The 26,741-nt window shown below is 67.3% G+C and carries 23 protein-coding genes, 1 tRNA gene and 1 pseudogene; 5 read left to right on the top strand and 20 right to left on the bottom strand.

The window, feature by feature from the left end:
* Nucleotides 1-3: 3 nt before the first annotated feature.
* On the bottom strand, nucleotides 4-1,245 hold the full coding sequence (locus tag FDW83_RS03885) for an MFS transporter (protein WP_138136273.1): 1,242 nt from the start codon (nucleotides 1,243-1,245) through the stop codon (nucleotides 4-6).
* A 152-nt stretch (nucleotides 1,246-1,397) separates the two neighbouring features.
* On the opposite strand from FDW83_RS03885, the gene FDW83_RS03880 reads away from it, so the two are divergent.
* A complete protein-coding gene (locus tag FDW83_RS03880) occupies nucleotides 1,398-1,892 on the top strand; it encodes an Lrp/AsnC family transcriptional regulator (RefSeq protein WP_138136467.1) in 495 nt (164 codons plus the stop codon).
* 289 nt (nucleotides 1,893-2,181) lie between these two features.
* On the opposite strand, the gene FDW83_RS03870 is transcribed toward FDW83_RS03880, so the two are convergent.
* From FDW83_RS03870 to galU, 4 genes are all read right to left on the bottom strand, one after another.
* Nucleotides 2,182-2,254 (bottom strand) — tRNA-Ala (locus FDW83_RS03870).
* A 149-nt stretch (nucleotides 2,255-2,403) separates the two neighbouring features.
* Nucleotides 2,404-3,351 (bottom strand): hypothetical protein, encoded by a 948-nt coding sequence (locus tag FDW83_RS03865; protein ID WP_240720835.1) that lies wholly within the window; start codon nucleotides 3,349-3,351, stop codon nucleotides 2,404-2,406.
* An 81-nt stretch (nucleotides 3,352-3,432) separates the two neighbouring features.
* The gene (locus tag FDW83_RS03860) at nucleotides 3,433-4,053 is read right to left on the bottom strand and encodes a GNAT family N-acetyltransferase (RefSeq protein ID WP_138136272.1); all 621 of its coding nucleotides are present in this window, start codon (nucleotides 4,051-4,053) and stop codon (nucleotides 3,433-3,435) included.
* A gap of 5 nt (nucleotides 4,054-4,058) precedes the next feature.
* Nucleotides 4,059-4,964 (bottom strand): UTP--glucose-1-phosphate uridylyltransferase GalU, encoded by a 906-nt coding sequence (gene galU / locus FDW83_RS03855; protein WP_138136271.1) that lies wholly within the window; start codon nucleotides 4,962-4,964, stop codon nucleotides 4,059-4,061.
* Nucleotides 4,965-5,067: 103 nt separating this feature from the next.
* Here galU and FDW83_RS03850 point away from each other — a divergent pair, with 103 nt between their 5' ends.
* The 3 genes from FDW83_RS03850 to FDW83_RS03840 all read left to right on the top strand — a co-directional run bounded on the left by FDW83_RS03850 (nucleotide 5,068) and on the right by FDW83_RS03840 (nucleotide 6,943).
* Nucleotides 5,068-5,688 (top strand): 5-formyltetrahydrofolate cyclo-ligase, encoded by a 621-nt coding sequence (locus tag FDW83_RS03850; RefSeq protein WP_138136270.1) that lies wholly within the window; start codon nucleotides 5,068-5,070, stop codon nucleotides 5,686-5,688.
* 110 nt (nucleotides 5,689-5,798) lie between these two features.
* Complete coding sequence (locus FDW83_RS03845; protein ID WP_138136269.1) at nucleotides 5,799-6,083, top strand: FmdB family zinc ribbon protein; 285 nt, start codon at nucleotides 5,799-5,801, stop codon at nucleotides 6,081-6,083.
* A gap of 107 nt (nucleotides 6,084-6,190) precedes the next feature.
* Nucleotides 6,191-6,943, top strand: a complete 753-nt coding sequence (locus FDW83_RS03840; RefSeq protein ID WP_138136268.1) for an RcpC/CpaB family pilus assembly protein — start codon at nucleotides 6,191-6,193, stop codon at nucleotides 6,941-6,943.
* A gap of 33 nt (nucleotides 6,944-6,976) precedes the next feature.
* Here FDW83_RS03840 and FDW83_RS03835 read toward each other — a convergent pair whose 3' ends face one another.
* From FDW83_RS03835 to FDW83_RS03770, 15 genes and pseudogenes are all read right to left on the bottom strand, one after another.
* Nucleotides 6,977-11,200 (bottom strand): AAA family ATPase, encoded by a 4,224-nt coding sequence (locus FDW83_RS03835; protein WP_138136267.1) that lies wholly within the window; start codon nucleotides 11,198-11,200, stop codon nucleotides 6,977-6,979.
* A 127-nt stretch (nucleotides 11,201-11,327) separates the two neighbouring features.
* The gene (gene guaA / locus FDW83_RS03830; RefSeq protein WP_138136266.1) at nucleotides 11,328-12,917 is read right to left on the bottom strand and encodes a glutamine-hydrolyzing GMP synthase; all 1,590 of its coding nucleotides are present in this window, start codon (nucleotides 12,915-12,917) and stop codon (nucleotides 11,328-11,330) included.
* A 115-nt stretch (nucleotides 12,918-13,032) separates the two neighbouring features.
* Nucleotides 13,033-13,533: a DUF3817 domain-containing protein gene (locus FDW83_RS03825; protein ID WP_138136265.1), complete on the bottom strand. Its 501-nt coding sequence runs from the start codon at nucleotides 13,531-13,533 to the stop codon at nucleotides 13,033-13,035.
* On the bottom strand, nucleotides 13,530-14,390 hold the full coding sequence (locus tag FDW83_RS03820) for an SURF1 family protein (protein ID WP_138136264.1): 861 nt from the start codon (nucleotides 14,388-14,390) through the stop codon (nucleotides 13,530-13,532). Before FDW83_RS03820 ends, FDW83_RS03825 begins: the two co-directional genes overlap by 4 nt.
* Nucleotides 14,391-14,469: 79 nt before the next feature.
* On the bottom strand, nucleotides 14,470-14,958 hold the full coding sequence (locus FDW83_RS03815; protein ID WP_138136263.1) for a PTS sugar transporter subunit IIA: 489 nt from the start codon (nucleotides 14,956-14,958) through the stop codon (nucleotides 14,470-14,472).
* 39 nt (nucleotides 14,959-14,997) lie between these two features.
* On the bottom strand, nucleotides 14,998-16,737 hold the full coding sequence (locus FDW83_RS03810) for a glycerol-3-phosphate dehydrogenase/oxidase (RefSeq protein WP_138136262.1): 1,740 nt from the start codon (nucleotides 16,735-16,737) through the stop codon (nucleotides 14,998-15,000).
* Between the two features lie 111 nt (nucleotides 16,738-16,848).
* Nucleotides 16,849-17,985, bottom strand: a complete 1,137-nt coding sequence (locus FDW83_RS03805) for a GuaB3 family IMP dehydrogenase-related protein (RefSeq protein WP_138136261.1) — start codon at nucleotides 17,983-17,985, stop codon at nucleotides 16,849-16,851.
* Between the two features lie 4 nt (nucleotides 17,986-17,989).
* Complete coding sequence (locus FDW83_RS19060) at nucleotides 17,990-18,196, bottom strand: hypothetical protein (protein WP_171027437.1); 207 nt, start codon at nucleotides 18,194-18,196, stop codon at nucleotides 17,990-17,992.
* Nucleotides 18,197-18,210: 14 nt separating this feature from the next.
* Nucleotides 18,211-18,488: pseudogene (locus FDW83_RS19365) on the bottom strand (ABC transporter ATP-binding protein); the annotation flags it as partial.
* Between the two features lie 18 nt (nucleotides 18,489-18,506).
* Nucleotides 18,507-18,914 carry a hypothetical protein gene (locus FDW83_RS03795; protein WP_240720834.1) on the bottom strand — a complete coding sequence of 136 codons (408 nt, stop codon included), beginning with the start codon at nucleotides 18,912-18,914 and terminating at the stop codon, nucleotides 18,507-18,509.
* Nucleotides 18,915-18,999: 85 nt separating this feature from the next.
* Nucleotides 19,000-19,989, bottom strand: a complete 990-nt coding sequence (locus FDW83_RS03790; protein ID WP_138136260.1) for a hypothetical protein — start codon at nucleotides 19,987-19,989, stop codon at nucleotides 19,000-19,002.
* Nucleotides 19,990-20,056: 67 nt separating this feature from the next.
* Nucleotides 20,057-20,368, bottom strand: coding sequence for a hypothetical protein (locus tag FDW83_RS03785; protein WP_138136259.1), 312 nt, complete (start codon nucleotides 20,366-20,368; stop codon nucleotides 20,057-20,059).
* A gap of 99 nt (nucleotides 20,369-20,467) precedes the next feature.
* Nucleotides 20,468-21,979 carry an IMP dehydrogenase gene (guaB, locus tag FDW83_RS03780; RefSeq protein WP_138136258.1) on the bottom strand — a complete coding sequence of 504 codons (1,512 nt, stop codon included), beginning with the start codon at nucleotides 21,977-21,979 and terminating at the stop codon, nucleotides 20,468-20,470.
* 201 nt (nucleotides 21,980-22,180) lie between these two features.
* A complete protein-coding gene (locus FDW83_RS03775; RefSeq protein WP_370281158.1) occupies nucleotides 22,181-24,259 on the bottom strand; it encodes an acyltransferase family protein in 2,079 nt (692 codons plus the stop codon).
* Between the two features lie 119 nt (nucleotides 24,260-24,378).
* Nucleotides 24,379-25,902, bottom strand: coding sequence for an ATP-dependent DNA ligase (locus tag FDW83_RS03770; protein ID WP_138136257.1), 1,524 nt, complete (start codon nucleotides 25,900-25,902; stop codon nucleotides 24,379-24,381).
* 79 nt (nucleotides 25,903-25,981) lie between these two features.
* Between FDW83_RS03770 and FDW83_RS03765 the strand changes: the two genes are divergently transcribed.
* The gene (locus FDW83_RS03765; protein WP_138136256.1) at nucleotides 25,982-26,584 is read left to right on the top strand and encodes a dihydrofolate reductase family protein; all 603 of its coding nucleotides are present in this window, start codon (nucleotides 25,982-25,984) and stop codon (nucleotides 26,582-26,584) included.
* The last annotated feature ends 157 nt before the right edge of the window (nucleotides 26,585-26,741 follow it).

Raw genomic sequence — 26,741 nt, 5'->3', positions numbered from 1 at the left:
TGCCTACGGCCGGCGTGCCGCCCGGAGCAGTGCCACGGCCGAGAGCGCCAGCGCAGCGGTACCGCAGCCGGCTATGAAGCCACCGGCGGCGGCAGTTTGGCCCACCATCCCCGCCGCCCAGCCCAGCCCGAGGACGGGAACCGCGCTTCCCAGGTAGGTGAGAACGTACAGCGTGCTGACAACTTGAGCGTGGCGGGCAGACTCAACCCTCGCCGCCACCTCGTTGAAGGCGGTCCGAAAGGCAAGGCCCTGACCGGCACCTGCCGCGACTGCGGCGACGATCAGCAGCATGGGGCTGTGCCAGGGCCCGCCCGCGCCCCCGAGCAGGAAGACGGAGCCGCCAAAAACCGCCAGCCCCGCCGGGAGCACGTAACGCCCCCGTGCCGTAAGCAGCTGGCTTGCAGCGGATGCCGCGAGCGGCAGGCCGGCGAGCAGGCCGATCACCGGGCGGGCATCTGTCTCCAGGATCTGCGCGAGGTATCCCGGTGCCAGCGACAGGCAGAAGCCAAACACTGCGAAGCTGAGGAATCCGACCCCGGAGGCGAGCCAGAACGCGCTGCGGGCATCCCGGGCGACTGACAGGGGCCGCGGGGCAAGCACATGCAGCGGCCTGGACGGAGCGGGAAACATAATGGCGGGCCGGGCCTTGATGAGGTACAGCGGCACCAGGAGCGCGGCGAGCACCATGGAGTACACGGAGTACGGGGCGATAGTGGCGCCGGGGAGCAGGGACATCAGCCCGCCAAGGAAGGGCCCGGCGGCCACTCCCCCGGACGAAGCCAGGAGGGTAAACCGGGATGCCCACTCCGGACGGGACGGCAGCAGTTCACGCAGGGCGGCAGCGCTGGCTCCGGTGGCCAGGCCCACGGCGATCCCCTGCAGGGCCCGGCCCGCACACAACGCGGCAAGGGTTCCGGCCCCGGCGAAGATCCACCCGCCTGCGAGTCCCATAAGGACGGCCAGGAGCAGCGCGGCCCGGCGGCCAATGTGATCCGACCAGTGACCGGCCAGCACGAGCGTTGCCACCAGCGCGATGACATAGCTGGCGAACGCAGCAGTCACATCCAGCGTGGAAAGACCCAGCCGGGCCTGCAGGAGCGGATACAGCGGGGTGGCCAGGTTCGCGCCTGCGAGCAGGACGAATATGACGGCGCAAGCCACCACCAACCGGGAGGTGGTGGAGGCGTTCCAGCCCGTTGCCGTAGCTGGCGCTGGACGCATCCGGAGTTCACTGAAGACTGTCATGGAGCCGCCTTCCTGCTGTACCGCGGCAGTTGGTCCTTGTGGGAGCCCGGCGCGGAGTTGATCTTCGATGGCACCAGATTGCGGCACGGGTGCCTTTTTGATTCGTCTTTCATGGGAAAATTGGGCAGGAGTATCAAAAATGCCCGTCGATGATGATCCGGAGTGACCATTTGAACAATCTCGACTCCACCGACCTCAAAATCCTTCTGGCCTTGATCCGTGACCCCCGGATCCAGATCGGCGGTCTGAGCGACGCGGTGGGCGTGGCGCGGAACACTGCCCAGTCACGGGTCCGCCGCCTGCTGCGTGCAGGGGTCCTGCGCCCGGGAGGGCGGGAAGTGGACCTCGAAGCCGTCGGCTACGACGTGGTGGCTTTCGTGACCATCGAGGTAACCCACCGTGAGCTGGATGGGGTGGTCGCCGCGCTAAGGCTCATTCCCCAGGTTCTCGAAGTCCACGAAATTTCCGGCCGGGGTGACGTCTGGTGCCGGGTGGTGGCCACGGACACGCACAACCTGCAGGCCTCATTGCGGCAGGTCCTGCGGATCAAGGGCGTCATCCGGACCGAGACAGTACTGGCCCTGCACACGCACATCCCTTACCGGACGGAGCCGCTGATCAGCGGACTGGCCAAGTCCGCCGGCTAGGATTTCCCGAATGGATTGGCTCGCCCACGTTTCACGATCAACTGGCTAGCGGTCCTGCTTGCCGTCCTGGCCAGCATCGCCATCGGCTTCGTCTGGTACCTGCCCGCCGTGCTGGGCCATCCTTCACGCCGTCCTTTTCAAGGAGCTCGGACTCAGCCGTGACGCTGATCGATTCCGGACACCACCTGGTTGCCATGACTGTGTCCGGAGGCATCATCGGGGCAATGCCCTGACCATGCCAGGCCCCTTGCAGAAAAGGAAAAGCCCCGCGCTAACGGGGCTGAAGGAGTGGAGCTAAGGGGATTTGAACCCCTGACCTCTTCGATGCGAACGAAGCGCTCTACCAACTGAGCTATAGCCCCGGAACGTGCCGCCTGCTGGTGCGGAACCGGTGACCCTAGGCTACAAATTTTCCCTGCCTAACGCCAATCCGCCGCCCAGGCGCTTCTCCGCGCCCTGGGAACGTCCGCCCTCGTACCTTGACAGCATCCGCTCCTGCGCGGGGGCTTGGCTATGCCCGTCGGCGCTGCAGGACGTCGTCGAGGTTGCTCAGGGCGCTCTGCGCCTTGCCGGGCTGCTCGGCTTCAGCGGCAACCGGCGCAGCTGCAGGTGTTCCTGCGGCGCCCTGCTTCAGTGACGGCTTGCCCACGGCTTTAGGGGCGGCCGGCAGCTCCAGGGGTTCAGGCTCCGGGCGCTCCGCCTTTGCAGCCTCAACGTACACAGGCTTGGGAACTTCCACCGGTTCCCAGGGTGTTCCGGCGGGCACGCCTTGGGCCGTTGTTGCCACGCTGGCGTCCCCCGCGGCCACGGCAACGGCCAGCGCAGCCTCGCGCAGTTCCTGGGCCGTCAGCTGCTGGACTTTCGGCTGATGGGCCTCAGCGTCGAAAAGCTTGCTTTCGCGTGGAGCGGGAGCCGTTTCCGGCTTGGACGGAATATCCAGCGCCGCGGGCTGGGATGTCTCGGGCTGCGCGGCCGGCGCGGCCATTGCGGAGCGGAACGCCGCGTTGACCTTCGCCTTGCGGTCGCGGACAGCCAACCAGCGCAGGATGGCGATGGACCCCGCCGTCAGCGCCGCGCAGGCCAGCGGAAGCGCAGGCGAGCCCAGTCCGAACAGCAGCAGGAGCGCCGACACAAGCGCAGTGGCCAGGGACAACAGACCGGCCAGCGCAAGGGCTGTGCGGCCGTAACGGATCCGGAGGGGCTTAGGTGCCGGCCCTGAAGCTTTTGCTGCGGGTCCGGCACTCTTCCTGGCATCCATGGGCTTCTCCTGCTGGGCTGCGACGTTCAGGACCAGGCCGGCGGGCGGCTCCGGTTTATCCTCGGCGGCGGCGCCCGCCACAAGGTCGACGGCGGGCTGGAACTGGTGCCGGCGGTTCCGGAGGACGTAGGGCGCAACCCACACAATCCAGAGCACGACGGCAACCACAAGGATCACTGAGCTGCTAAGGGGGAAGTCCACACTCAAAACCGTATGAGTATCGGGTGTCCTGCAGGCGCATTGGTGCCGGTGTGTCGCAGTCCCGGACGCAAATGAGTGGATTTATGACGGGCGGGAGGCAAGCCAGCGTGGCAGCAGTCCGTCCGGCACCTCTTCCGCGGTCAGGGCGAATGACCGGTGGTCGGCCCATTCGCCGTTGATGTGCAGGTAGCGCGGGCGGTACCCCTCGTCCCGGAACCCCAGCTTTTCCACCACGCGCAGGCTCGGCCCGTTCTCAGGACGGATGTTGATCTCCATCCGGTGCAGCCCCAGCGTCTGGAAACAGTGGTCGGTCACCAGCGCCACTGCCGTGGGTGCGATCCCACGCCCTGCCTTGGCCTGGTCCACCCAGTACCCAAGGGTGGCCATCATGGCGGACCCCCACACGATGGAGGACACTGTCAGTTGGCCGATGATCGCCGGGTTTCGAAGTCCGGGGACCCGTTCGGTGATAACGAAGGGCAGCGCTGTTGCATGGGCCGCCTGTACGTTCAGTGAACGGACCATCTGCCGGTAGTCCGGCAGCCCGCCGCGGGGATCCGGGTTGGAGGCCTCCCATGGCGCCAGCCACTGGCTGTTGCGGGAACGGACCTCAGTCCATTCCTTCTTGTCCCGGTACCTTATGGGGCGCAGGACCAGGTCCCCGCATTCCAGGGTTACGGGCCAGATGGGGCCGGGTCGCATGGGACTTACTTTGACAGGCCGGCGGCGAAGCCCGGCAGCCACTCCCGGAGCCCGGGGCCAAGATCTTCGCTGTCAATGGCCAGCTGGACGCAGGCTTTGAGGTAACTCAGCTTGTCGCCGGTATCGTAGCGGCGGCCGCGGAACACGACACCGTAGACACCGTGTCCTTCGCCGTCCCCGGTAGCCAGTTCCTGCAGAGCATCGGTCAGCTGGATCTCCCCGCCCCGGCCCGGACCGGTGCGCTCCAGCACCTCGAAGACGGCGGGATGCAGCACGTACCGGCCAATGACGGCAAGGTTGGACGGGGCCTCGTCGGCGGCCGGCTTCTCAACCAGGCGGTTGATGCGGACGTAGCCTTCCCCGTCGATCTCCGAGACGTCAGCGCAGCCGTAGGCGCTGATCTGCGACGGCTCCACCTCAATGAGCGCGACGACGGACCCTCCCGTTTTGGCCTGCACGTCGATCATGGTGCTGAGGAGTTCGTCCCGGGCGTCAATCAGGTCATCGCCCAGCAGTACCGCGAAGGCTTCGTCGCCGACGTGCTGCTTGGCCCGCAGCACAGCGTGGCCCAGCCCGTTCGCGTCTCCCTGGCGCACGTAGTGGATGTCGCCCAGGTTGCTGGCCGCCTGGATGGACGCCAGCTTGCGGGTGTCCCCTTTGTCCTCCAAAGTGGACTCCAGCGCCGGAACCCGGTCAAAGTGGTCTTCCAGCGCGCGCTTGTTCCGGCCGGTGATCATCAGGAGGTCGTTCAGGCCCACCTGGACGGCTTCCTCAACCACGTATTGGATGGCAGGCTTGTCCACCACGGGAAGCATTTCCTTGGGCATGGCCTTGGTTGCGGGAAGGAACCTGGTGCCCAGCCCGGCTGCGGGGATGACGGCTTTGCGAACTCTCGGGTTACTGGTAGTCACCGCACTAATCTAACGTCAGCGTCATGCATTCAGTAATCAGCGGACCGGCAGTTTGCTGCCCGGAACCGTGCAACGACCGCCCTTGGGCGGGTGAGGAGGCACAATGCCTGAGGAGTTGACGATGGTTAAAGACGGCATCCGCAAGGAACACCGCCGACGGCGTGCCGCCCTCACCCCGGCTGACCTTGAGGCCGCCGGAGCAGCAATTGCGCTCCACGGCGCAGCCTGGGCCGAAACCGTCACCGGTGGCGGGCCGGCCACCTTCTGCGTCTACCTGGGAGTGGGCGTTGAGCCGCCTACCCTTCCGCTGATCAGCGCCCTCCACATCAACGGACACCGCGTCCTGCTTCCCGTCTGTGAGCCCGGGCGGGAACTGAGCTGGGTCTATTGGAGTCCGGACAGCGAGTTCGTGCGCAGCAGCTACGCGCCCATCATGGAACCGGCCGGGCCCCGCCACGGGCCGGATGTGGCCGGCGGTGCAGCGGCCCTGTTCATCCCGGCCACAGCGGTGGACCTCGACGGCAACCGGGTGGGACAGGGCGGCGGGTACTACGACAAGTTCCTGGGCCACCTGGCCACCGCAGGGAAGGAAATCCCGCTGGCCGCCGTTATTTACGACGATGAACTGCTGCCGGCCGGAAGCATTCCTGCCGAAGAGTTCGATCGTCCCGTTCCCGCCGTCCTGGTGCCGTCCGGTTTGCGCCCGCTCGGGAACATCGCCTAGAGCAGGGTGGCGGTGACGGGATGATAGAATTAGCACTCAGGCCCTGCGACTGCTAACGGATTGCCGGCGGCAGCACGGGACCTCTCGTTTGCCCAAGAGGAGGAGCACCAGTGCCAACTTATGCTTACGCCTGCAAGGATTGCGGCCATGCCTTCGACATCGTCCAGTCATTCACGGACAGCTCATTGACGTCCTGCCCCGAATGCCAGGGCGCACTGCGCAAGAAGTTCAACAGCGTGGGCGTTGTGTTCAAGGGCTCCGGTTTCTACCGCACGGATTCCCGCGACTCCAAGGGCAGCACCGTTTCCGCAGCCCCGGCTGCCTCCTCCCCCGCTCCCGCCGCCCCTGCCGCGTCCGCGCCTGCATCGCCCGCTCCGGCAGCCGCCGCCAGTTAGCATCCGGCTTTCGCCGTTCCGACGGCGGCCCCGCCTTTTCCCGGACATTGTCCACATAGGCGCGGGGCCGCTGTCGTTTCCATATCCCGCGCACCTAGCGTGGGAGCATGCCTGCACATCCGCTCCGTGCCCGCCAAGGTAGTCCCGGATTCCGCCATCACAGGCGGCCGCCCGCCTCCGTCCGCCGTTCGCACAGCCGCCGTCCTGCCGCGAAACTGGGAGCCTGGGTAAGCCGGAACCGCCGGCTCGCAGCGGCGCTGCTTCTGTGTGCCGCTGCCGCACTGAGCGTCCACCAGCTCACCCCCGCACCTGTCCATACAGTCACCGCCTTGGCCGCGGCGCGGGACCTGCCGGCGGGATCGGCCCTGGCATCCTCGGACCTTGCCCCCATCCAGGTTCCTCCCGGAATGCTTGCCGAGGGTGTCCTGCGGAAACCCGCGGATGCGGCCGGCAGGCAGCTGGCGGCTCCGCTGCGGAAAGGCCAGTTGCTGGCAGACGCCCAGCTGCTGGGTCCCGGTTTACTCACCGGCAGCATGCCCGGTTCGGCGGCCGTTCCCCTGCGGATGGCCGATGCGCCCGCAGTCCAGCTGGTTTCTCCCGGCCAGCTCGTGAATGTGGTGCTCACCTCCGCCAACGGCTTCGACCAGCAGGAGCCGTCCGAAGTCCTGGCCTCCGCCGTGCCGGTCCTGTGGACGTCCGCTAAGGGCGGCCAGGGCGGGCAGTGGCTTGGAACGCAGGAGACGGACGGCCTGATGGTTGTGGCCGCCACGGCAGAGCAGGCGGCACGGCTTGCCGGGGCTTCCACCCAGGGGAAGTTGTTCTTCGTCCTGGTGGGTCCGCCGTCCCCACCCGCACCCTAGCCTCGCAGGGCCACGCGGGCGCGCAGGAATCCGTCAGCCCCAGTGCGGAGGCCGCTGTTCCTTCAACCAGGCGTCGTGGTCCTCGTCCCGGTCACCCCACACCCGGGGGTCGTCCTCGGACGCTGCCTTGGGCAGGACCCCGCCGGCAGCGGCCCGCTGCGATGCACGGGTAGCGGGAGCCGCATCGGGTTCAGTCCCGTTCCGGGAATCCGCCTCCTCCGCGGTTTCCGGGGACGCTGCCCCAGCAACGGCCTCGTTCGTTTCCTCGCTGGGCATCTGACCCACCTCCTTGCTGTCCTTCGCGGCCCGCGCCGGCTCAACACCCTGGTGAACGGCGCGTCCTTGATTACCGTGGCCGGCACGCCTGCTGCCAGCCGGCCCCGGGAAGTTTGTGACGTTCGAAACCTGGGTGGGCTCCGCAACGGCGTCCATATCATTCAGCGCCTGGTCAACGTCATCGTCAAGGAAGCCGGGGGACGTTGCCGGCCGGCCCGGGAGTACAACCTTTTCCAGGCCCAGGTACTTGGCGATCCGGTCGGCGCAGGACGACGGGTCGGTGAAGACTTCGATCGTCCACAGCGGCATGTAGCGCCAGCCCAGCCGCTCCAGCAGCTGTGGTCGCAGCCTGCTCCGCTCCCGCACGCTCATGGTGCGGTACCGTTCGGTGCCATCGGACTCAATGGCGACCGGCCATGGGAGGTCCGTCTCGTCCTGCCCCATGGTGCTGAGGGGATCGGCGGCGGCCACCATGTCAATGGCGCCGTCATACTGGTGCCAGACCCGCGCACCGCGTGCACGCAGCCGGTCCCCCAGGTCTGCCACCAGCGGGTCCGCGCCCAGGGCCTGTTCGCTGGCGGCCGCACGGGACGCGGGAGTGCCGAGGTCCGTGTTGCCCGTGATCTCGCGGTCCAGGAGCGCGTACAGGTCCACGGCTCCATGCGTCAGCCGGGTGTGGTCCAGGTCTTCCGGCCGGAAGCAGGTCAGGACGTGCATCGAGCGGCGGGCACGCGTCATGGCCAGGGCAAACTTTTCCCGGCCGCCCTCAGCGGACAGCGGGCCGAAGCTGTGCAGGGCGCGGCCGTGGGGGGTGCGGCCGAAGCCTGGCGAGAAAATGACATGGTCGCGCACCAGGCCCTGGGCGCGCTCAAGGTCCACCACCCGGAAGGACTCCGGGCCGGCGCCGAAGAAGCTGGCCAGGCCCGGGTGGTTGGGCAGCTGCAGCCGGATCGATTCGCCGATGCGGGCTGCGTGACGGAGGCTTGCGGTCACCACTGCCAGTGAGGTCCGCGGCCGCAGGCGGGCGTGCTCGAACACGAGCTCCACCACCCTGTTAACCTCTGCCACCACGGATTCCACACCTTCGTGGTCCGCGCTGGGCAGACCGGTTCCGTCGGGGAGGTACTCAACCAGCAGGGACCTGTCCAACCCCGTGGCCGACTGGCCTTCCGGCAATCTGCGCAGGCCGCCGTCGTAGAAGTTCTTGCTCAGCTGCAGGATCAGGTCCTCGTCCACCGCCCGGTAGACGAAGTTCAGGCGCCAGACCGGCAGCACGGCGGACAGCGCGGTAAAGGTGCTCTCCACCCTCTGGTGGGCTGACTCGCCCGGGGCCAGGCGCTCCACGCCGACCGTGAAGGTGCGTGGGCTTGCGATACGTGCGTCGCCGAAGGCGATCACCTGCCGGCCGCGGGCAATCGACGGCAGCACCGCCTGCAGCGACGTTGCCTCGGCGTCCAAAATGACAACTGCGTCGAAGTGCTGTCCCGCCGGCAGCAGCCCGGTCATCAAGTAGGGGCTCACGGACCATACCGGGACCAACGTGCCGAGCAGGTCGGGCGCCTGCGCCGTCAGTGCCGGCAGGGACACACGGCCGTCCTTGAGCAGGCTGCGGAGGAGGTCCGCCTGGCGGGGCTGCTCCTCAATGGCGGTCCGCCAGCGCTCCGCGAGGTCCCAGCGGAGCCTCGCAGCCCCGCTCGCAATGTGCGCGTTGTCGGCCAGCCGGTACTCGGCTTCCAGCTGGCGGAGGGCGTCGCCGTCTGACATCGCCAGGTAGTCGTCACCGCTGATCATCGCTTCCAGCGCCGACTGCCACCAGGCAAGTTCAAGCTCGGCCGCCACGGACCCCGCCGGCACCTCGCGTTCTGCCAGGTCGGCCAGGAGCTCCCCGAGCCCGTGCTCCCGCATGTTCTCCATCAGGAGCGTGCGCTCCGGCAGGGTCTTGAGTGTGTCCGCGTCCCCCGCCAGCCGCTCGAGGCGTTCCATGAGCTCTTCATAGCGCACCGTGGCCAGCGAACCGCCCGCTTCCGTGTGCTTCAGGGCCTCGCCCAGCCGGGCCAGCTCGCGCTCCAGCTCCCGGTACACCGCATTCATCTCGGCAAGTCCGGAGGGAACGGCCGGATGCCGCTGCGTGGTGGCGTACCCTGCCCAGAGGGCGCGCTGTTCCTGCACCAGGACCAGCGAGCTGTGCAGGTCGGCGATGTGCACGCCGGGCCGCACGTACTCTTTGGCCACCCTGCGCAGCCGGGAACGCTGCATCGCGGTCATTTCGATCCCGCGTTCCCGCCGCCACGCGGAGGGAGCGGTGGCGGAGATGAGGTCCGTTACCGGACGGTCGAAGATGTCAGGCGTGAACTTATCGAGGCTGCCGCGGACAGCCACCAGGAGTTCCAGCTGCTCGCCCCACTCCGCGAAGGATGCGCCCAGCCGGATTTCCGCGTGCTCGGCCACGGCCTTCATCCGGTCACGCAGCACCGGAAGGCCCTTCTCCACGGAGCGGACCAGGTCCTGCGCTTCCTCGGTTTCCTTGCGGGTAAGGAGCCGTGCGCCGTGCCAGGGACTGGTGGTGGCCGCCTTGCTGAAGCTGCCGAGCTCCGCCGCCCGGCGTAGCCTTTCGGCCAGCTCGTCCCGGTCCCGGATGCTGTCCAGCACGCTCCGCTTGAGCCGCACGGTGGTGGCCGGGGCGGGATCGATCGAGGTGAGCTCGGCCAACGACTGCATGGCCTGGTACGGCGAGCAGCCCCAGCGCTGGCGCACGTTGTGCAGAGACGCCACATGGTCCATCAGCGCGTGCCGGTGCCCGGTCAGTGTGTTGTGCAGGTTTTCCAGCTGCGGTTCCAGCGACTTTTCGTTCCGGACGATGGCGCGGACCAGCTGGCCCTTCAGCTGCTGCGCGGTCACGTTCCCGGACAGCTGGAACAGGATGGATTCGAGGCCCAGCGACTCCAGCTGACCGGACACCTCGTTGAGGCTGGCGCGGCGGTCCCCCACCACCAGGACGGTCTTGCCGGCATCCACCAGGGCACCGATGGTGTTGATGGCAGTCTGTGTCTGGCCGGTGCCCGGCGGGCTGCTGACCACCAGGGAGTCCCCGGCGCGGGCGGCGTCGATGACGTACTGCTGGTCCGTGTCTGCGTCAAGCAGGAGCAGCTCGTCCTTGGGATGCCGGCTGTCCAGCGGCGGAAAACGGGACGGGTCAGGTTCCTCCACGTCCACTACTTCTCCCCCGGCCGCCGTGGCCAGGGCGGACACGATGGGGTGGGAGTCGTTGATCCAGGGATCGTCCAGATTGCCGGACAGGTCCGCGAACGTGGAAACGAGCAGGTTGTGCTGGGTCTCCGCGCCGTGGATGGGGCGGATGAGCGTGCCGAGGCGGTCCAGCACGGGCTGCGGATCGAAGCGGGCGGTGCTGTAGGCGAGGCGGGTGACCGCGTTGACGTCGAACACGATGCCGTGGATGTTCTTCAGGTGCCGCACCAGCGCCGGATTGATCTGGGCCTGCTCGGTGAGCTGCAGTTCGTAGTCGTCTTCGCCGGGGCGGACGGTGAGGGAGATGGCGGAGAGCATTACGGGCGCAGAAACCCGTTGGGGTTTGCCCCCGACGCCGGACGTCCACACCACGGTGCCCGCCGAAAGGTAGCCGGCATCGATGCCGCGGTCGTTGGCGAGCTCGAAGATCTTGGACCGGATGTTGCGCGAGGCCCGCGCCGCCACGATGTACTGCTGCCGGTCGCGGATCAGTGTGGACAGGCGCGTCTTACGGCCGGCCATGAGCTGGGCCAAGCCGGACGGGTGGGCGTGCGTCAGGTCGATGGACCCTTCCGGGGTCTTGGTGAAACGCAGCATTGTGTCCGCCCCGGTGACGGGTTTGAGCCCGGACAGCCATTTGCGAAGCTCTTCCGAGCCTTCCGGGTGGCCTTGACCAACTGACACTACTGCCTTCTTTTCTGCGCTGTCACGTGACGCCCTGGACCATACCGGCATAGGTTCGAGCGTAGCCGCTTCCCCGCCGGACTCGAGAGACCGCAACACTGGAGCACCCAAATTAGGGGAATTTCCTCAGGGAACAGGAATGGCCGGCCTCCGCGGCGGAGACCGGCCATTCAATCTGCTATTCCCACTCGATGGTTCCCGGCGGCTTGCTGGTGACATCAAGCACCACGCGGTTGACGCCCTCCACCTCGTTGGTGATCCGGCTGGAAATCCTGGCCAGGAGCTCGTACGGCAGGCGCGACCAGTCGGCCGTCATGGCGTCCTCGGAGGAGACCGGACGGAGCACGATGGGGTGGCCGTAGGTACGGCCGTCGCCCATGACACCCACGCTGCGCACGTCGGCCAGCAGGACCACAGGCATCTGCCACACCTCATGGTCCAAGCCGGCGGCGGTCAGTTCGGCGCGGGCAATAGCGTCCGCCTTGCGCAGCAGGTCCAGCCGCTCCTTGGTGACCTCGCCAACGATCCGGATGCCCAGGCCGGGGCCGGGGAACGGCTGGCGCCCCACGATCTCCTGCGGCAGTCCCAGCTGGGCACCGACAGCACGGACCTCATCCTTGAACAGGGCCCGCAGCGGCTCGACGAGTTCGAACTGCAGGTCCTCGGGCAGGCCGCCCACGTTGTGGTGGCTCTTGATGTTCGCGGCGCCCTCGCCGCCGCCGGATTCGACGACGTCCGGGTACAGCGTGCCCTGGACCAGGAACTTGATCTTCTCGCCGTGTGCTGCGGCTTCGGCGATGATGGCGCGTTCGGCCTCTTCGAAGGCCCGGATGAACTCGCGGCCGATGATCTTGCGCTTGGTCTCGGGATCGCTGACGCCGGCCAGTGCGGACAGGAAGCGTTCCTGCTCGTTTGCAACGTAGAGGTTCACGCCGGTGGCGGCGACGAAGTCGCGTTCCACCTGTTCGGCTTCACCTTCGCGGAGCAGGCCGTGGTCCACGAACACACACGTGAGCTGGTCGCCCACGGCACGCTGGACCAGGGCGGCCGCCACAGCGGAATCGACGCCGCCGGAAAGGCCGCAGATAACCCGGGCATCGCCCACCTGCCGGCGGATGCGCTCCACCTGCTCCTCGACGATGTTGCCGGTGGTCCAGTTGGGCTCGAGCTTCGCGCCCTTGAAAAGGAAGTTCTCCAACACCTGCTGGCCGTAGGCCGAGTGCTTGACCTCGGGGTGCCACTGCACACCGAAGAGGCCCTTGTCCTCGTTGGCGAAGGCAGCCACCTCGGCGCCCGCCGTCGTGGCCAGGACTTCAAAGCCTTCGGGCGCCTCGTGGACGGAGTCGCCGTGGCTCATCCAGGTTTTCTGGTGCTGGGGCATGCCCTCCAGGACGGAACGTCCTTCACCCAAAATGGTGGTTTCCGTGGAGCCGTACTCCCGCAGCCCGGTCTTGTCCACCTTGCCGCCCAGCGCGTTGGCCATGGCCTGGAAGCCGTAGCAGATGCCGAAGACGGGAACCCCGGCCTCGAACAGGTCCGCACCGACGCTCGGGGCGCCGTCGGCGTAGACGCTGGAGGGGCCGCCGGACAAAATGATGGCGGCGGGGTTCTTGGCGAGGAGCTGCTCGGTGGAGTAGGTATGCGGAACCACTTCCGAATACACATTCGCTTCCCGGACGCGGCGTGCAATCAGCTGCGCGTACTGGGCACCATAGTCAACTACCAGCACCGGCTTCTGGGAAGTCTGGGATGCAGTGGGAGTAGTCACCGTAATAGCCTACTGGGCGCCGTTGTACCGGCGCACCTTGAGAAGCGGCGCTGTGACGCAGCAGACGTTCGACGGCGGGCGGCCGGTCCCGGTGCCGGGAACCGGCCCTGCCGGTTCAGTACCGCTGCGGCGCCTGCGGGTTGGCTGCGAGTTCGGCCTCCACCTCGGCGTGGACCTTTTTCTCGACGATGAAGGACAGGAACGGGACCACGCCGCCCAGGGCCAGGAGGATCAGCTTGAGGAAGGGCCAGCGCATCAGCGCCCACAGTCGGAAGTTGGACATCAGGTACACCACGTACATCCAGCCGTGCACGATCAGGACCGTGACGGACAGGTTGACGCCGTTCAGAACACCCGGCGGTTCGGCGCCTGCGAAGCCGAAGCCGAACGGCTGGCCGGTAAGCGCGTCGGTGCCGCCGGCGAACAGGTACTGCCCGAAGCCGTACCGCGCCACCAGTTCGGCACAGAGCAGCAGCAGCATGGCACCGGTAAGGTACGCCAGCACCTTGTAGAACTTCAGGGCCGACCGGATCTGCGCCTCGGTGCCTCCGAAGCGCCGCTTCTTGCCGGAGGTCTTGCCGGCTGCGGCGGGGGTGGCAGGTTTCGGATCAATCATGGCTGTACCTTTTGCTGGGTCTGTTCAGGGTGCTGGGGCTTCGGTTCCAGTCCGGCGGGAGCCGGAGCGTCGTCTTCGTCGAGGCTGTCCTCGAGGTCGCGATGGTAGTCGTCCTTGACCAGCCGCCACCATATGAAGAGGGCAAAGCCTGCGAAGACCACCCACTCCAGGGAGTAGAAGAGGTTAAGCCAGTTGATCTGTTGCGCGGGCGGCTGCGGGCCGATCCTGAGCGGAAGCAGTTCACCGGGAACCGCTGCGGGGCTGACGTCCACTCCCCCGGCCAGTTCGGTGGTGGCCGCGACAAAGCCCGGGTAGCTGCTGACTTCCCAGTAGTTGATGAGTTCAGCCACGGAGACTGCTGTGGCTTCGCCGGGCTTCGCAGCAGTGTTGGGAAGCGGCGCCTCGGACGGCAGCAGCCGGCCGGTCAGTTCGATTGGGCCCGACAGCGGTGCTGCCGCGTCTCCGGGTTCCGCCACCCAGCCGCGGGCAACGGGGATCCATGTCTGTGGTGAGGCGGCTGCCCCGGCGAGGGTGGGGGCGCCCTCGACGGCGAACGCCGTGACCACCCAGTAGCCTGTTTTCCCGTTGTGGAGCCGGCCCGGGACGAGGACCTGCTTGCCCGCGTCGTAGGTTCCGGTGGCACGGACCATCTGGTCGGCGTCGGTACCGTGGAAGAACTCGCCCGGCTGGAGGGTCTCTGTGAGCGGCTGGACCTGCTCGGTGGCGGGGTTGACCGGCTGCTCAGGCTGCGTGGACCGCCCGAACTGCCACTGGCTGAGCAGCACGAAGACCCCGGAGACGGCAATCGCAAAGATGAAGCCTGCGATCCATCGGGGCTTTAAGGCTGTTTTCCACACGTCTTAACCGTACTTCGTACCTTTGTAGAACAACTAAACGCCGGCGCCCGGCACGTGTCCGGCATCGCCACGAACCGGCTCAGTGATCGAAGAACACCAGGCTGGAGTTGATCAGTTCGGAGATCACCTCGGCGTCGTAGGCGCGGCGCAGCGATTCGCGGAACGACTCCTTGGACAGCGAGCGGGCCAGGGTGGCCAGGACTTCAAGATGGTCGGAGAACGAACTGGCCGGGGTGGCTATCAGCAGGACCACCGTCGCTGGCCCGTCGGCAGCGCCGAAGTCCAGGGCGTGGCCGTACTTGGCGATGCCCACGGCAATGGAGGTGCGGGACACGAACTCGCTGCGCGCGTGCGGCAACCCGATTCCACCGGGAAGCCCGGTGGCCAGCTGGTGTTCCCGGGCGTTGACGTGCTTCAGGAATCCCTCAAGGTCTGAAACGCGCCCGGCGGCATACAGGCGTTCCGCCAGCTGGGTGGCGGCATCGGCCTTGTCCGTTGCTTCCAGTTCCAGGATCACCATCTCGGGGGTGGTGAGATCGGCATCATAGGGGTCGAGCGGTTCCGCCAAGTCGTATCCCTTCAGTCAGCGCTACGGGCCATCTTTCCCTCAGCGCAAGGGCACGATGTCTTCCACGCCCAGGCGGGCGGCGTCTGCGGATTCGTCGTCCGGCTGCTGCTGGCTGAGGCGTTCCGCCTCCACGCGGGCAATGTAGTGCCGCACCTCGTTTTCACGCTGCGCGTCACTCCAGCCAAGGACGTCACCCATCAGTTTAGCGACAACGGGCACGGCGGACACACCGCGGTCCCAGGCTTCGATGGAAATCCTGGTCCGCCGGGTCAGGACGTCATGGACGTGCCGGGCACCTTCATGCGTGGCGGCATAGACGGCCTCGGCCTGGAGGTAGTCGTCGGCACCCGGGATCGGCTCGGCGAGTGCCGGATTCTCCTCGATGATCGCGAGCACCTCGGGCGTCAGGGATCCGTACCTGTTGAGCAGGTGTTCGATCCGGGCCACGTGCACCCCGGCTTCCTCGGCGGTGCGGTTCCGCCGGTTCCAGGCTGCCCGGAACCCGCTGGCACCGAGCAGCGGAATGGTTTCAGTGCAGCTGGGCGGGACGCGCTCGTCCATGGTGCGGGTGGCCTCGTCCACGGCGTCCTTGGCCATCACCCGGTAGGTGGTCCATTTGCCGCCTGCGACGACGACGAGTCCCGGGACGGGGTGCGCCACCACATGCTCTCGGGACAGTTTGGCCGTGGAGTCGTTTTCGCCGGCCAGCAGGGGACGCAGCCCGGCATAGACTCCTTCAACGTCCTCCCGGGTGAGGGGCCGCTTGAGGACCCGGTTGACGTGTTCGAGGATGTAATCGATGTCCTTGCTGGAGGCCGCGGGATGCGCTTTGTCCAGGTGCCAGTCGGTGTCCGTGGTGCCGATGATCCAGTGCCTGCCCCAGGGGATGACGAACAGCACGGACTTCTCGGTGCGGAGGATGAGCCCCACGGTGGACTGGAAGCGGTCCCTTGGAACCACCAGGTGGATGCCCTTGGAGGCCCGAACCTTCAGCTGGCCCCGCTCGGTGACCATGGCCTGGGTTTCGTCCGTCCACACCCCGGTGGCATTGATCACCTGCTTGGCGCGGATCTTGAACCCGGTGCCGTCCTCGCGGTCGATCACCTTCGCCCCCACCACGCGTTCACCCTCGCGGAGGAAATCCACCACCGCCATCTGGTTGACGGCGTGCGCCCCGTAGTAGGCCGCAGTGCGGATGAGGTTGGCAACGTACTTGGCGTCATCGACCTGGCCGTCGTAGTAGCGGATGGAGCCCACAAAGGCATCGTTCTTCAGGCTTGGCGCGGCCCGGAGGGTCCCACGCTTCGTCAGGTGCTTGTGGAAGGGCACTCCCCGGCTGTGGCCGCTGGAGATGGACATGGCGTCGTAGAGCGCGATGCCGGCACCGACATAGGGCCGCTCGATGAAGGGTTTGGTGAGCGGGTAGAGGAAGGGCACCGGGCGGGCGAGGTGGGGTGCCAGTTCGGACAGCAGCAGCCCGCGTTCCTGCAGGGCTTCCTTGACCAGGGCGAAGTCGAGCATCTCAAGGTAGCGCAGGCCGCCGTGAATGAGCTTGGAGGACCGGGACGAGGTGCCGGCTGCCCAGTCGCTGGCCTCCACGATGCCAACGCTTAGTCCGCGCGTGACGGCATCCAGGGCGGCGCCGGTACCAACAATTCCACCGCCGACAATCAGGATGTCCAGTTCCTGGCCGGGCTCGGAGGTGGCCCGCAGCCGCTGGATGGATGCTTCCCTGGCTGCCGGGCCCAGAGCCCCGGTGTTTGCAGGATTGGTCTTCATTGAACGCCTCCGCTGCCTCTAGTGCCGGTAGTAACCCCACACTACTGGGTGACGGAGCGCTTGGGCAGGCTGGCCGGGGCGGAAGCGGGCCCCGGCCAGCAGCGCGCGGCCTTAGTTCCCGGCGTAAGGGGAGACCACGACGTCGACGCGCTGGAATTCCTTCAGGTCCGAATAGCCGGTGGTCGCCATGGAGCGGCGGAGCGCGCCGATGAGGTTGGACGTGCCGTTGGTGTGGTGGCCCGGTCCGAAGAGGACTTCCTCGAGCGGGCCGACGGTCCCCACGTTTACGCGGTCGCCCCGGGGAAGCTCCAGGTGGTGGGCTTCCTGCCCCCAGTGCCAGCCCTTGCCGGGCGCTTCTTCGGCGCGCGCCAGGGCGCTGCCGAGCATCACGGCGTCGGCGCCCATGGCAATGGCCTTGACGATGTCGCCCGAGGCGCCCATGCCGCCGTCGGCGATCACGTGGACATAGCGGCCGCCGGACTCATCCATGTAGTCGCGGCGTGCGGCGGCGACGTCCGAGATGGCGGACGCCATGGGCGAGTGGATGCCCAGGGCACGGCGTGTGGTGGTGGTGGCACCGCCGCCGAATCCCACCAGCACGCCGGCCGCGCCGGTGCGCATGAGGTGGAGGGCGGGGGTGTAACCGGCCGCGCCGCCGACAATGACGGGGACGTCGAGTTCGTAGATGAACTGCTTGAGGTTCAGCGGCTCGTGGTCCTTGGACACGTGCTCTGCGGAGACGGTGGTGCCGCGAATGACGAAAATGTCGACGCCGGCCGCCACCACGGTCTTGTAGTGCTCCTGCGTGCGCTGCGGGGTGAGGGAACCGGCTACGGTGACCCCGGCGTCACGCATCTCGGCGAGGCGGGAGGTGATCAGTTCCGGCTGGATGGGCGCCTGGTAGAGCTCCTGCATCCGGCGGGTCACCGCGGGGCTGTTGGTCTCGTCCTTCAGGGCGCCGATCTCGTCCAGGATGGACTGCGGGTCCTCGTACCGGGTCCACAGGCCCTCGAGGTCCAGGACGCCGAGGCCGCCGAGCTTGCCCAGCGCAATGGCTGTTGCCGGGGACATCGCCGAGTCCATGGGTGCGGCGATGACCGGCATGCTGAACTGGTAGGCGTCGATCTGCCACGAGACGGAGACGTCCTTGGGGTCGCGGGTACGACGGTTAGGGACAATTGCAATGTCATCCAGGGAGTAGGCACGACGCCCACGCTTGCCACGGCCGATCTCGATCTCATAAGTCACTGCACTAGGTTATCCCAGCAGGAGTCCGGTCCTTGGCTAGAGTGGGGCGGTCCTCCGCTGCCCGCCTGGTGCGCCTGTCGTCGCGGGCACTGCCGACGTCGCCGAAGTAGATGTTCTCCGCCGCGGTGGCGAACTCGTACTTGAGGAACTCCTGGCTGAGGACGGCCAAATGGCGGTGCCAGGAAGTGACGTCGACGGCGGCGAGGTCCACGCCGCCGTCGAGCAGGAGTCGGAGAACCGCTTGGCGCGGTCGTAGAGGTCCACGGTCTCTTTGTCGTCGTAACGCCAGAACTCCATAGCGATGAACCGCTCGTACATCTGGTCGCCAACGATGGAGCCCACCTTGAAGGCGCCCCAGAAAAGGCCCAGGCAAGCGGTGACGATGACGTAGACGACGGCGAGCTGGCCTGCTCCGGCGTCACCGGCATAGGCGGCGGCCAGGGCGGTGGTGGTCAGCGCGGCAAGTACGTGGTGACCAGCGGAAGCACGGCGGAAATGACCGCCTGCCGCAAGGACCAGGGCTAGTATTCCTCGCCGTACTCGTACCCGGGGAACTCGAAGCACGCGCTGTATCCGGCCACCCGAAGGGTCTCGGGTGCATCGCTGAAGGACACCAGCAGGTGCGTACCGTCGCTGTGCAGGAGGTTCAGTCTGCGCTCGCCGCCCGCGGCCTTGGCGTCATCAACCTGCCAGCCGTCCCGGGACTGCATTGATTCGACTACCGCGTCCAGGAACGAGTCCCGGTCCACGCCCGGAGCAAGTTCGGCCTCCGCGTCCCCGCTCCATTTCTTCTGCTCGCCCGGGCAGGCCATCAGCGGCGAGGTGTCGTGGGCGAAGCTGCGGATGACCTTGTCCTGGGGTAGCATGCCGATGATGTCCTGTTCCGCGGACATGACCTTGTTCTTGGCTGTTTCGAGGGTGACGTCCATCGTGTCTCCATTTCCTGCCTGCCCGCATGATGCCACTATCGCCATAAGCACGGCTGCCCCCGCAAGACGCCGGGCTGTCCCTGCCTTACCGTTCGTGGATCTCGGCCAGGATGTCTTCAAGGGCTTCCTCGTTTTCGGGTTTGGTGGTGGCGATCAGGCTGTGGTTGTCGATGCTGTAGAACTCCTGCACTGTGATGCCCCCGGGTGGGATGTAGACATGCTTGTCGAAGGCAGGCTCCCGCATGGGATAGTTCTCTCCCACCAGCCCGTTGGCCTCGGCGGTCAGCAGGATATCCGGATAGGTGTAGCTGGTGTAGTCGGTCCCCTGCGTTGGCGTCCAGCCAGGCGGCATGGCGGCACCTGAGAGGGCGATGAGCTTGTCGTAGCCGGCCCCTTCCATTTCGGCTCCCGTCAGGTTGCGCAGGCCCCAGCTGTGGCCGATGCCCACTGACTGCGCCTGCCGCGGCAGTTCCAGGTCCACTGCACTTTGGAAGGCGGCAAGTACCGGTGCAGAGCCGGCTACGAATTCGTCATTCCTGGCCTCCACCAAAAAGGCTTCCGCGGGATCACCGTCAGGAAACTCGGAGCCCTTGTAAATGAACGCCGCGGTACCCCCGGACGTGTCAGCCTGAACCAAACGCCGTGGAACGTCCTGCGGGCCGCCGTCGTAGAAGGATGCCTCGTTGGTAGTGGTACCGGGCACATAAGTGATGACCGTCCTCGTGTCCGCGTTGCAGGTGCCGATCAGCTCCACAATGGAGTGGGCTCCGGGATCGTAGGCAACCAGCTGGATCTTCCCGTCGGCAACCCGTTGCAGGTACCCGATACCTTCCTGCCGCGTCCGCCAGGCTTGGTGTTCGGCAGCGAAGCGTGCGGGATAGCTTGAATCCACGATCCAGGGATTCATGGGATTCATCACCGGCTCGGGATCGCTGGTGCGCAGCCAGTCAACGCGGGCCTGCGCGTTAAGCCGGTTGGCCTCAATCCGCGCCTCGAAAGGGATGCCATTGGTGTTGCCGGCCAGCCGCGGGTGATCCCTGATAAACGCTTCCTGCTGCGCGGCGGAAAGCCCCAACCACCAGTCGCGGACCTCCGCGGACGGCTTTCCCGCAATATCGGCGGGGCCTGGCGTACCCCCGCCGTTAGCCAGCGGCGGCGTGGTCCTGAAGTTGCCGGTTCCCGCTCCTGCCGAACTGGCCCCCCTCCTGCTCCTGCGCGTGGCGGAGAACAGCTTCCGCGGCACTGTTCAGGAACGAGGCCGCGGCGGACAGGGAACTGCTGTGGCTGGCCTGCCACGCCCGGCGGAACCTCTCGGCATCGGGCCCAGGCCAGCGGACGGTGGTTACCTGCCCGGCCAGGGACTGCTGCTGGCCTTCAAGCCGGCGTCCGGCTGAGCGCAGGCTTGCCGCAAGTTGCCGCAGCTGGGCTACATCTGCCCCGTACACATTGCCCAAACCGGCGTCCCCCAAAGATCAGCAGTAGTTACCGCCAAATGTACGCGAGGGCACTAAAAAGCCGGGATGGGCACAAGTGCCCATCCCGGCTTTTTGGTCTTAGCGGGAACCGTAGTTCGGCGCCTCGACTGTCATCTGGATGTCGTGGGGGTGCGATTCCTTCAGCCCGGCCGGGGTGATCCGGACGAACTTGCCCTTCGCCTTGAGCTCGGGGATGGTGGGCGCGCCCGTGTAGAACATCGTCTGGCGCAGGCCGCCCACCAGCTGGTAGGCCACGGAGGCCAGCGGGCCGCGATAGGCCACACGGCCTTCGATGCCTTCAGGGATCAGCTTGTCGTCACCGGAAACGTCCGCCTGGAAGTAACGGTCCTTCGAGTAGGAGGTGTTCTTGCCGCGCGACTGCATGGCACCGAGGGATCCCATGCCGCGGTAGGACTTGAACTGTTTGCCGTTGACGAAGATCAGCTCACCCGGGGACTCGTCGCAGCCGGCCAGGAGGGAACCGAGCATCACCGTGTCGGCGCCAGCCACCAGGGCCTTGCCGATGTCGCCGGAGTACTGCAGCCCGCCGTCGGCGATCAGCGGCACACCGGCGGGGATGGCGGCCTTGGCGGACTCGTAGATGGCGGTGATCTGCGGCACGCCCACGCCGGCCACCACGCGGGTGGTGCAGATGGAGCCCGGTCCCACGCCCACCTTGATGCCGTCGGCACCGGCGTCGATCAGTGCCTGCGCGCCTTCACGGGTGGCAGCCTGGCCGCCGATGATGTCCACGTGGGCTGTCACGGGGTCCGACTTGAGGCGGCGGATCATGTCCAGTACGCCCTGGGAGTGGCCGTTGGCGGTGTCCACGAACAGGGCGTCGACGCCGGCGTCCACGAGTGCCATGGCGCGCTCCCAGCCGTCCCCGAAGAAGCCGATGGCGGCGCCCACGCGCAGGCGGCCTTCGTCGTCCTTGGTGGCGAGCGGGTACTGCTCGGCCTTGGTGAAGTCCTTGGTGGTGATCAGGCCCTTCAGCCGGCCCTGCTCATCGACAAGCGGCAGCTTTTCGATCTTGTTGGTGGCCAGCTTGTGCGAGGCTTCCTCACGGCTGATGCCCACGTGGCCGGTGACCAGCGGCATCTTGGTCATGACGTCGCTGACCAGCCGCAGCGGGTAGTCAGACTCCGGGACAAAGCGGGTGTCGCGGTTGGTGACGATGCCGAGCAGGCGGTTGTCCTCGTCCACCACGGGCAGGCCGGAGACGCGGTACTGGGCGCAGAGGTTGTCCAGTTCCTGCAGGGTTGCCTCGGGGCGGATGGTGAGCGGGTTGGTGATCATGCCAGACTCGCTGCGCTTGACGCGGTCCACCTGGTCCGCCTGGTCGGCGATGGACAGGTTGCGGTGCACCACGCCCAGGCCGCCCTGGCGCGCCATGGCGATGGCCATCCGGGATTCGGTGACGGTGTCCATGGCCGCGGAAAGCAGCGGCGTCTGCACCGTGATGCGCTTGGAGATCCGCGAGGAGGTATCGGCGTCGGACGGGATGACCTCGGTGTGTCCCGGCAGGAGGAGGACGTCGTCGTAGGTCAGGCCGATGAAGCCGAAGGGGTCGTGTTCGGGCTGGGTCATGAATGCGCCTCTTACCTAGGTTGCTGAACGGGCAGGGGTTGCAGCCGATGACCAGCCCGTCATTACGGGTCTGGCCTGTGCAGGTGGCGGGGGCGCCGCATCACGCGGCGTTCCGGAGCAGAAAGTGTTGAGTAAATATTAGAACCTCCGCGCCAATCCCCCTATTCCACGGCTGCAATGTGAGCAACCGCACCTGCTTACCTAACTCCAGCCGGTTGCCGCCAGCAGCCGCTGCTCGAACATAGGGATCATTGTCTCCACATAGGTCCTGGTCAGGTGGTTATCATCCTTATACACGTAGACGTTGCCCACCACGGCCGGACAGACGCCCCGCGCGCAGATGAAGTCGCTCATGTCCATCAAATGCAGGCCCTCAAGCCGGCCCCGGTAGTTCTCCAGCGGTGACGGCTCCACGAGCGATTCAGCCAGGGACGGGTTGCACTCCGGAGCGTCGGCGCCGTGCCGCTGGACGCACTCGGGCATGTTGAACGTGAAGCGGGGGTTGTCCCGGATGCCCACTACCTCGATCCCGGCCTCGGTAAACGGGCTTATCCCGTCCAGGTAGCCTGGGACCTCGGTTTCGAAGGGAGCCTCCTCGTGCGTCAGCGAGGCAACCGTGAAGACGGCGTCCGGGCGGTGCTCCAGCACGTAGGCCGTACTGGCCCTGTTGTAGGCGTTGCACTCAGCGTTCCTGGTATCCGACTCGGCGCCAAACCGGCAGGCCGGCATCAGCAGCGTGACCAGTTCCCAGCCCCGGGCCTCGGCGATGGGCGCCAGGGCACCGAGGTACTGCTGCGAGTGCGAGTCTCCCAGCACCACGACCCGTTTGGTGGCACCCTCGGCCGGGACGGCCTGGCGGCAGCCTTCCAAGATGGGGTCTGCCGTGGCGTTGGCGCCGGTACAGGGGGCGTGAATGCCGGCCCAGTCGTTGTCCAGCGCGGAGGGCCCGGGGATGATCTTTGCCAGGGGCGCGGGCTGCCCGGCGTTTTCCGGGCTGAGTGCGGCAGCTCCCGGCGTCAGTTCCCGCGGCTGCGCCGCCGTCGCGGCTTCTTCCGCAGTGAGCGTGGTCTGCCAAACCGCCACCGGACCGGCCAGGACGGCGCCGCAGGCGGCAATCACGACGGCGGTGCGCCAGGCCCGCAGCTTGGGCCAGTGCCAGTCGCGCAGCGGCTTTTCCACAAAGCGGGTGGTGAGGACGGCGAGCACGACCGAGGCGGCAACAATGCCCAGGCCCTGCATCAGGTTTGGTGCCTCCACGCCGGTGGCCGCGAGCGCCAGCACCAGGACCGGCCAGTGCCAGAGGTACAACGCATAGGAGTTGTCGCCCAGGGCCACGGCCGGCCTGCTGGCCAAAAGCCGGTCCACGCCGATCCGGCTGCCGGTCTGTCCCGCCACAATAATCGCGGCAGCCGCCAGGGTGGGCCAGAGGGCGACGAAACCCGGGAAGGACCGGTCCACGGTCAGCAGCAGGCCGCAGGACACCATGCCGGCGAGGCCCGCCCATCCCAGGACCACGCGCACAGCCCGGCAGGGCTTGAGATACGGCAGGGCCAGGGCGAGCAGCGAGCCGAGCGCGAACTCCCAGAGCCGGGTGCGGGTGTCGAAGTAGGCGTACGCCTGGTTGGTTGCGGTCTGCTGCACCGAGTACGCGAGCGAGACGGCGAACACCGCGCCGAAGACCAGGGCCAGCAGGCCCCGGTAAGTCAGCCCCTTCGCGGAGGCGAAACGGCGCAGCAGCGCCAGCATCGCTGCACCACCGGCGAAGACCAGCGGCCAGAGGATGAACACCTGTCCCTGGATGGACAGCGACCAGAAGTGCTGGAGCGGGCTGGCTCCGGCATGGTCCTGGGCGTAGTAGTCCACCGCGGTGTCCGCAAGCAACCAGTTCTGGCTGTACAGCAGCGATGCCCATGCCTGGTCCAGCACCTGCGGCCAGCGGCCTTGCGGGAGGATCAGCCAGGTGCCTGCCAGGACGGCGAGGATAACGACGACGGCGGCCGGCAGGAGCCGCTTGAACAGGTGCAGCCAGTGCGCCAGGAGTCCGAAAGGGTGCCCCGATTCGGCCTTCCGGACAAAGGACAGTGTCAGCAGGAACGCCGAGATGAGCAGGAAAATGTCCACCCCGCCCGAGACCCGGTTCAGCCAGACGTGGTACGCCACCACCATCAGGACGGCGAGCGCACGGAGCCCCTGCACCTCCGGGCGGAAGGTCGGTTTCCGGCTCTTGGCACTGGCTTGGGAGGGCGGTCCCGCTGCAGCCTCTGTTCTCGCTATCGACACAAATAGACCTCACTGGCGCATAGACAAAACATCCATTCTACCCAGCACCGCCGGCATTTTCCGGCGAGGTGGCGTGCGTCACGGCCCACTCCGGGCAGGGCGGGCACAAGCGGGAGCCGTCAGGGGCGCAGCAGGGCGCGCAGCGTCTGGATGGTGTCCGCTTCCGCCGCCGGCTTGTCGTCCCGGTAGCGCTTGACCCGGGCGAAGCGCAGCGCGATGCCGCCGGGATAGCGCGAAGACTGCTGCACCCCGTCCAGGGCGATCTCCACCACCGTGACCGGTTCCACCCAGACTGTCCCGGCCGTGCGGCGGACCTCGATCTCCTGGAACCTATCGGTCTGCCAGCGCAGCAGGGCATCCGTCAGGCCCTTGAAGGTCTTGCCCACCATCACGTAGCCGCCGGGCTCGCCGAACTCCCCGGCGGGGTCCAGGGCGCCCAGGTGCAGGTTCGACAACAGCCCTGTGCGCCTGCCGGAGCCCCACTCGCAGGCAAGCACCACCAGGTCGTAGGTGAGGACGGGCTTGACCTTGATCCAGTTGGAACCGCGCCGCCCGGCCTCATAGGGCGAGCCGACCGCCTTCACCACCACGCCCTCGTGGCCGGCGGCGAGCGCGTCGCGGGAGATACGCCCGGCCACAGCGGGATCCGCAGTAACTTCCCCGGGGATGCGGTGCCTGGGGGCGATGCTGTTGAGGACGCCGATGCGGGTGGACAAGGGTTCCTCGAGGAGGTCGCGGCCGTCAACGTGCAGGACGTCGAAGAACCAGGGATGCAGCAACGTGGCACGCGCCGCCTCGGCCCCGAACCGGGACATGGTTTCCTGGAACGGCCGCGGACCGCCGTCCTCGTCCAGCGCCAGGGTTTCGCCGTCCAGGATCACGTCGCGTACGGGCAGTCGGCGCACCAGATCCACCACCTCGGGCAGCCGGTGGGTCACCTCGGCCAGGGTGCGGGTGAAGATCCGCACCTCCTCCCCGGCGCGGTGCACCTGGATGCGGGCGCCGTCGAGCTTGTATTCGACGGAGGCTTCACCGGTGGCTTCGAGCGCCGCTTCCGTGGAGGAGGCGGTGGCGGCGAGCATGGGCTGTACGGGGCGTCCGACGACGAGGCCCACCGCGTCAAGGTCGGCGGCGGTGCCGGTCATGGCCAGCAGCGCGGTGCCGCCGAGGTCCCCGGTCAGCATCGCAGCGCGGCGGACGGCGGCAACGGACCTGCCGGCGGCGCGGGCGATCGCATCGGTCACCACGCCTTCAAGGGCGCCGGTGCGGAGCTCGCCGAGCAGGACGCCGGCGATAAAGGCCTGCTCGCGTTCGGTGGCGGCGGATGTCAGCGTGCGGAGGGCCGCCGCCCGCTCCGCAGCGGAACCTGTCCCTGCTGTGGCAGCCAGCCGGTCGAGGGCAGCGTCAAAATCAGCGATGGTCAGGCCCGGTTCGGTGGCGGGCTCCCCCATCGCTGCGCCCATGCCGCGCCAGCCGACGCCCACCCGGCCCTGCCGCGGCCTGGCAACCAGGAAACCCACCGCCGTAACGATTTCCGCGGACTCGAGCCGGCGCAGCACGTCCGCGAGCGCCTCAACCTTTGCGAGCCGGGAGCGGGTGGACGCAACGGCCTCCGCGGTTTGCACAAGCTCGTCGAGCAGCATGGCACCAGTCTGCCATCAAGCGGGGTCTGGACAGGGCCGGCTCTGGACAGGGCCGGGACGCCGTTCCAGAATGGGGCGCGTGGGCAACATCGTCGCGAACCTGTTCATCACCCTTGACGGCGTCTACCAGGCGCCCGGCGGCCGGGAAGAGGACACCGAGACCGGGTTCGCGTTCGGCGGCTGGCAGCTGCCGGTGTCCGATGACCAGGCCGAGGCCGCCATTGAAGCGGAAATCCGCCGCATCGACGCCCTGCTCCTGGGCCGGAAGACCTATGACATCTTCGCCGCCTATTGGCCGCACCAGTCCGGGGACATCGGCAACACGCTGAACCGGGTGCCCAAGTTCGTCGTCTCCGGCACATTGTCCGCTCCAGACTGGCAAGGCACCACGGTGCTGCCCGACGCCTCGGCCGCCGGCAGGCTGCGGGAGGAGTACAACGAGGTGCACATGTTCGGCAGCGGCGTCCTGATTCGTTCCCTGCTGCAGGCAGACGTGCTCGACCGGCTCCACCTCTGGCTCTACCCGTTGACCCTCGGGCAGGGAAAGCGCCTCTTCGACTCCGGAACAATCCCCGCCACGTTCCGGCTCGCCGAACCGGCCCGCTCCTTCCCAAAAGGTGCCGTGTCGCTGGTATACGAGCGTGCAGGCGACGTCCGCACGCAGGACATGCCGGGCATCTGAAGCCGTGTTGCTGCTGCCGGCACGGTCGGCCTTCGAATCGACTGTCAAGGCCGTGAGCTCGACGTTCGCCACGCACGTGCGGTACGCCGTCCGGAAGTAGGGCAACAAAAAACCGGCCCGGCAGGTGCCGGACCGGTTTTCTGTGTGCCTGGGAGCT

Origin of the sequence: Pseudarthrobacter sp. NamE2, assembly GCF_005796205.1 — a bacterium.
In the GTDB taxonomy this organism is placed as follows: domain Bacteria; phylum Actinomycetota; class Actinomycetes; order Actinomycetales; family Micrococcaceae; genus Arthrobacter.
Note: the sequence above shows the minus strand (reverse complement) of the source record. Positions and strands in the feature narration are given on the sequence as shown.

Bases quoted from the DNA above. Each gene is read 5' to 3' on its own strand.
- FDW83_RS03840 (WP_138136268.1), top strand. From the start codon at position 6,191: ATGCCTGCACATCCGCTCCGTGCCCGCCAAGGTAGTCCCGGATTCCGC.
- guaB (WP_138136258.1), bottom strand. From the start codon at position 21,979: ATGACCCAGCCCGAACACGACCCCTTCGGCTTCATCGGCCTGACCTAC.
- FDW83_RS03885 (WP_138136273.1), bottom strand. From the start codon at position 1,245: ATGACAGTCTTCAGTGAACTCCGGATGCGTCCAGCGCCAGCTACGGCA.
- FDW83_RS03795 (WP_240720834.1), bottom strand. From the start codon at position 18,914: ATGGACGTCACCCTCGAAACAGCCAAGAACAAGGTCATGTCCGCGGAA.
- FDW83_RS03825 (WP_138136265.1), bottom strand. From the start codon at position 13,533: ATGATTGATCCGAAACCTGCCACCCCCGCCGCAGCCGGCAAGACCTCC.
- FDW83_RS03880 (WP_138136467.1), top strand. From the start codon at position 1,398: ATGATCCGGAGTGACCATTTGAACAATCTCGACTCCACCGACCTCAAA.
- FDW83_RS03810 (WP_138136262.1), bottom strand. From the start codon at position 16,737: ATGAAGACCAATCCTGCAAACACCGGGGCTCTGGGCCCGGCAGCCAGG.
- FDW83_RS03770 (WP_138136257.1), bottom strand. From the start codon at position 25,902: ATGCTGCTCGACGAGCTTGTGCAAACCGCGGAGGCCGTTGCGTCCACC.
- FDW83_RS03860 (WP_138136272.1), bottom strand. From the start codon at position 4,053: ATGCGACCCGGCCCCATCTGGCCCGTAACCCTGGAATGCGGGGACCTG.
- FDW83_RS03850 (WP_138136270.1), top strand. From the start codon at position 5,068: ATGCCTGAGGAGTTGACGATGGTTAAAGACGGCATCCGCAAGGAACAC.
- FDW83_RS03835 (WP_138136267.1), bottom strand. From the start codon at position 11,200: ATGCCGGTATGGTCCAGGGCGTCACGTGACAGCGCAGAAAAGAAGGCA.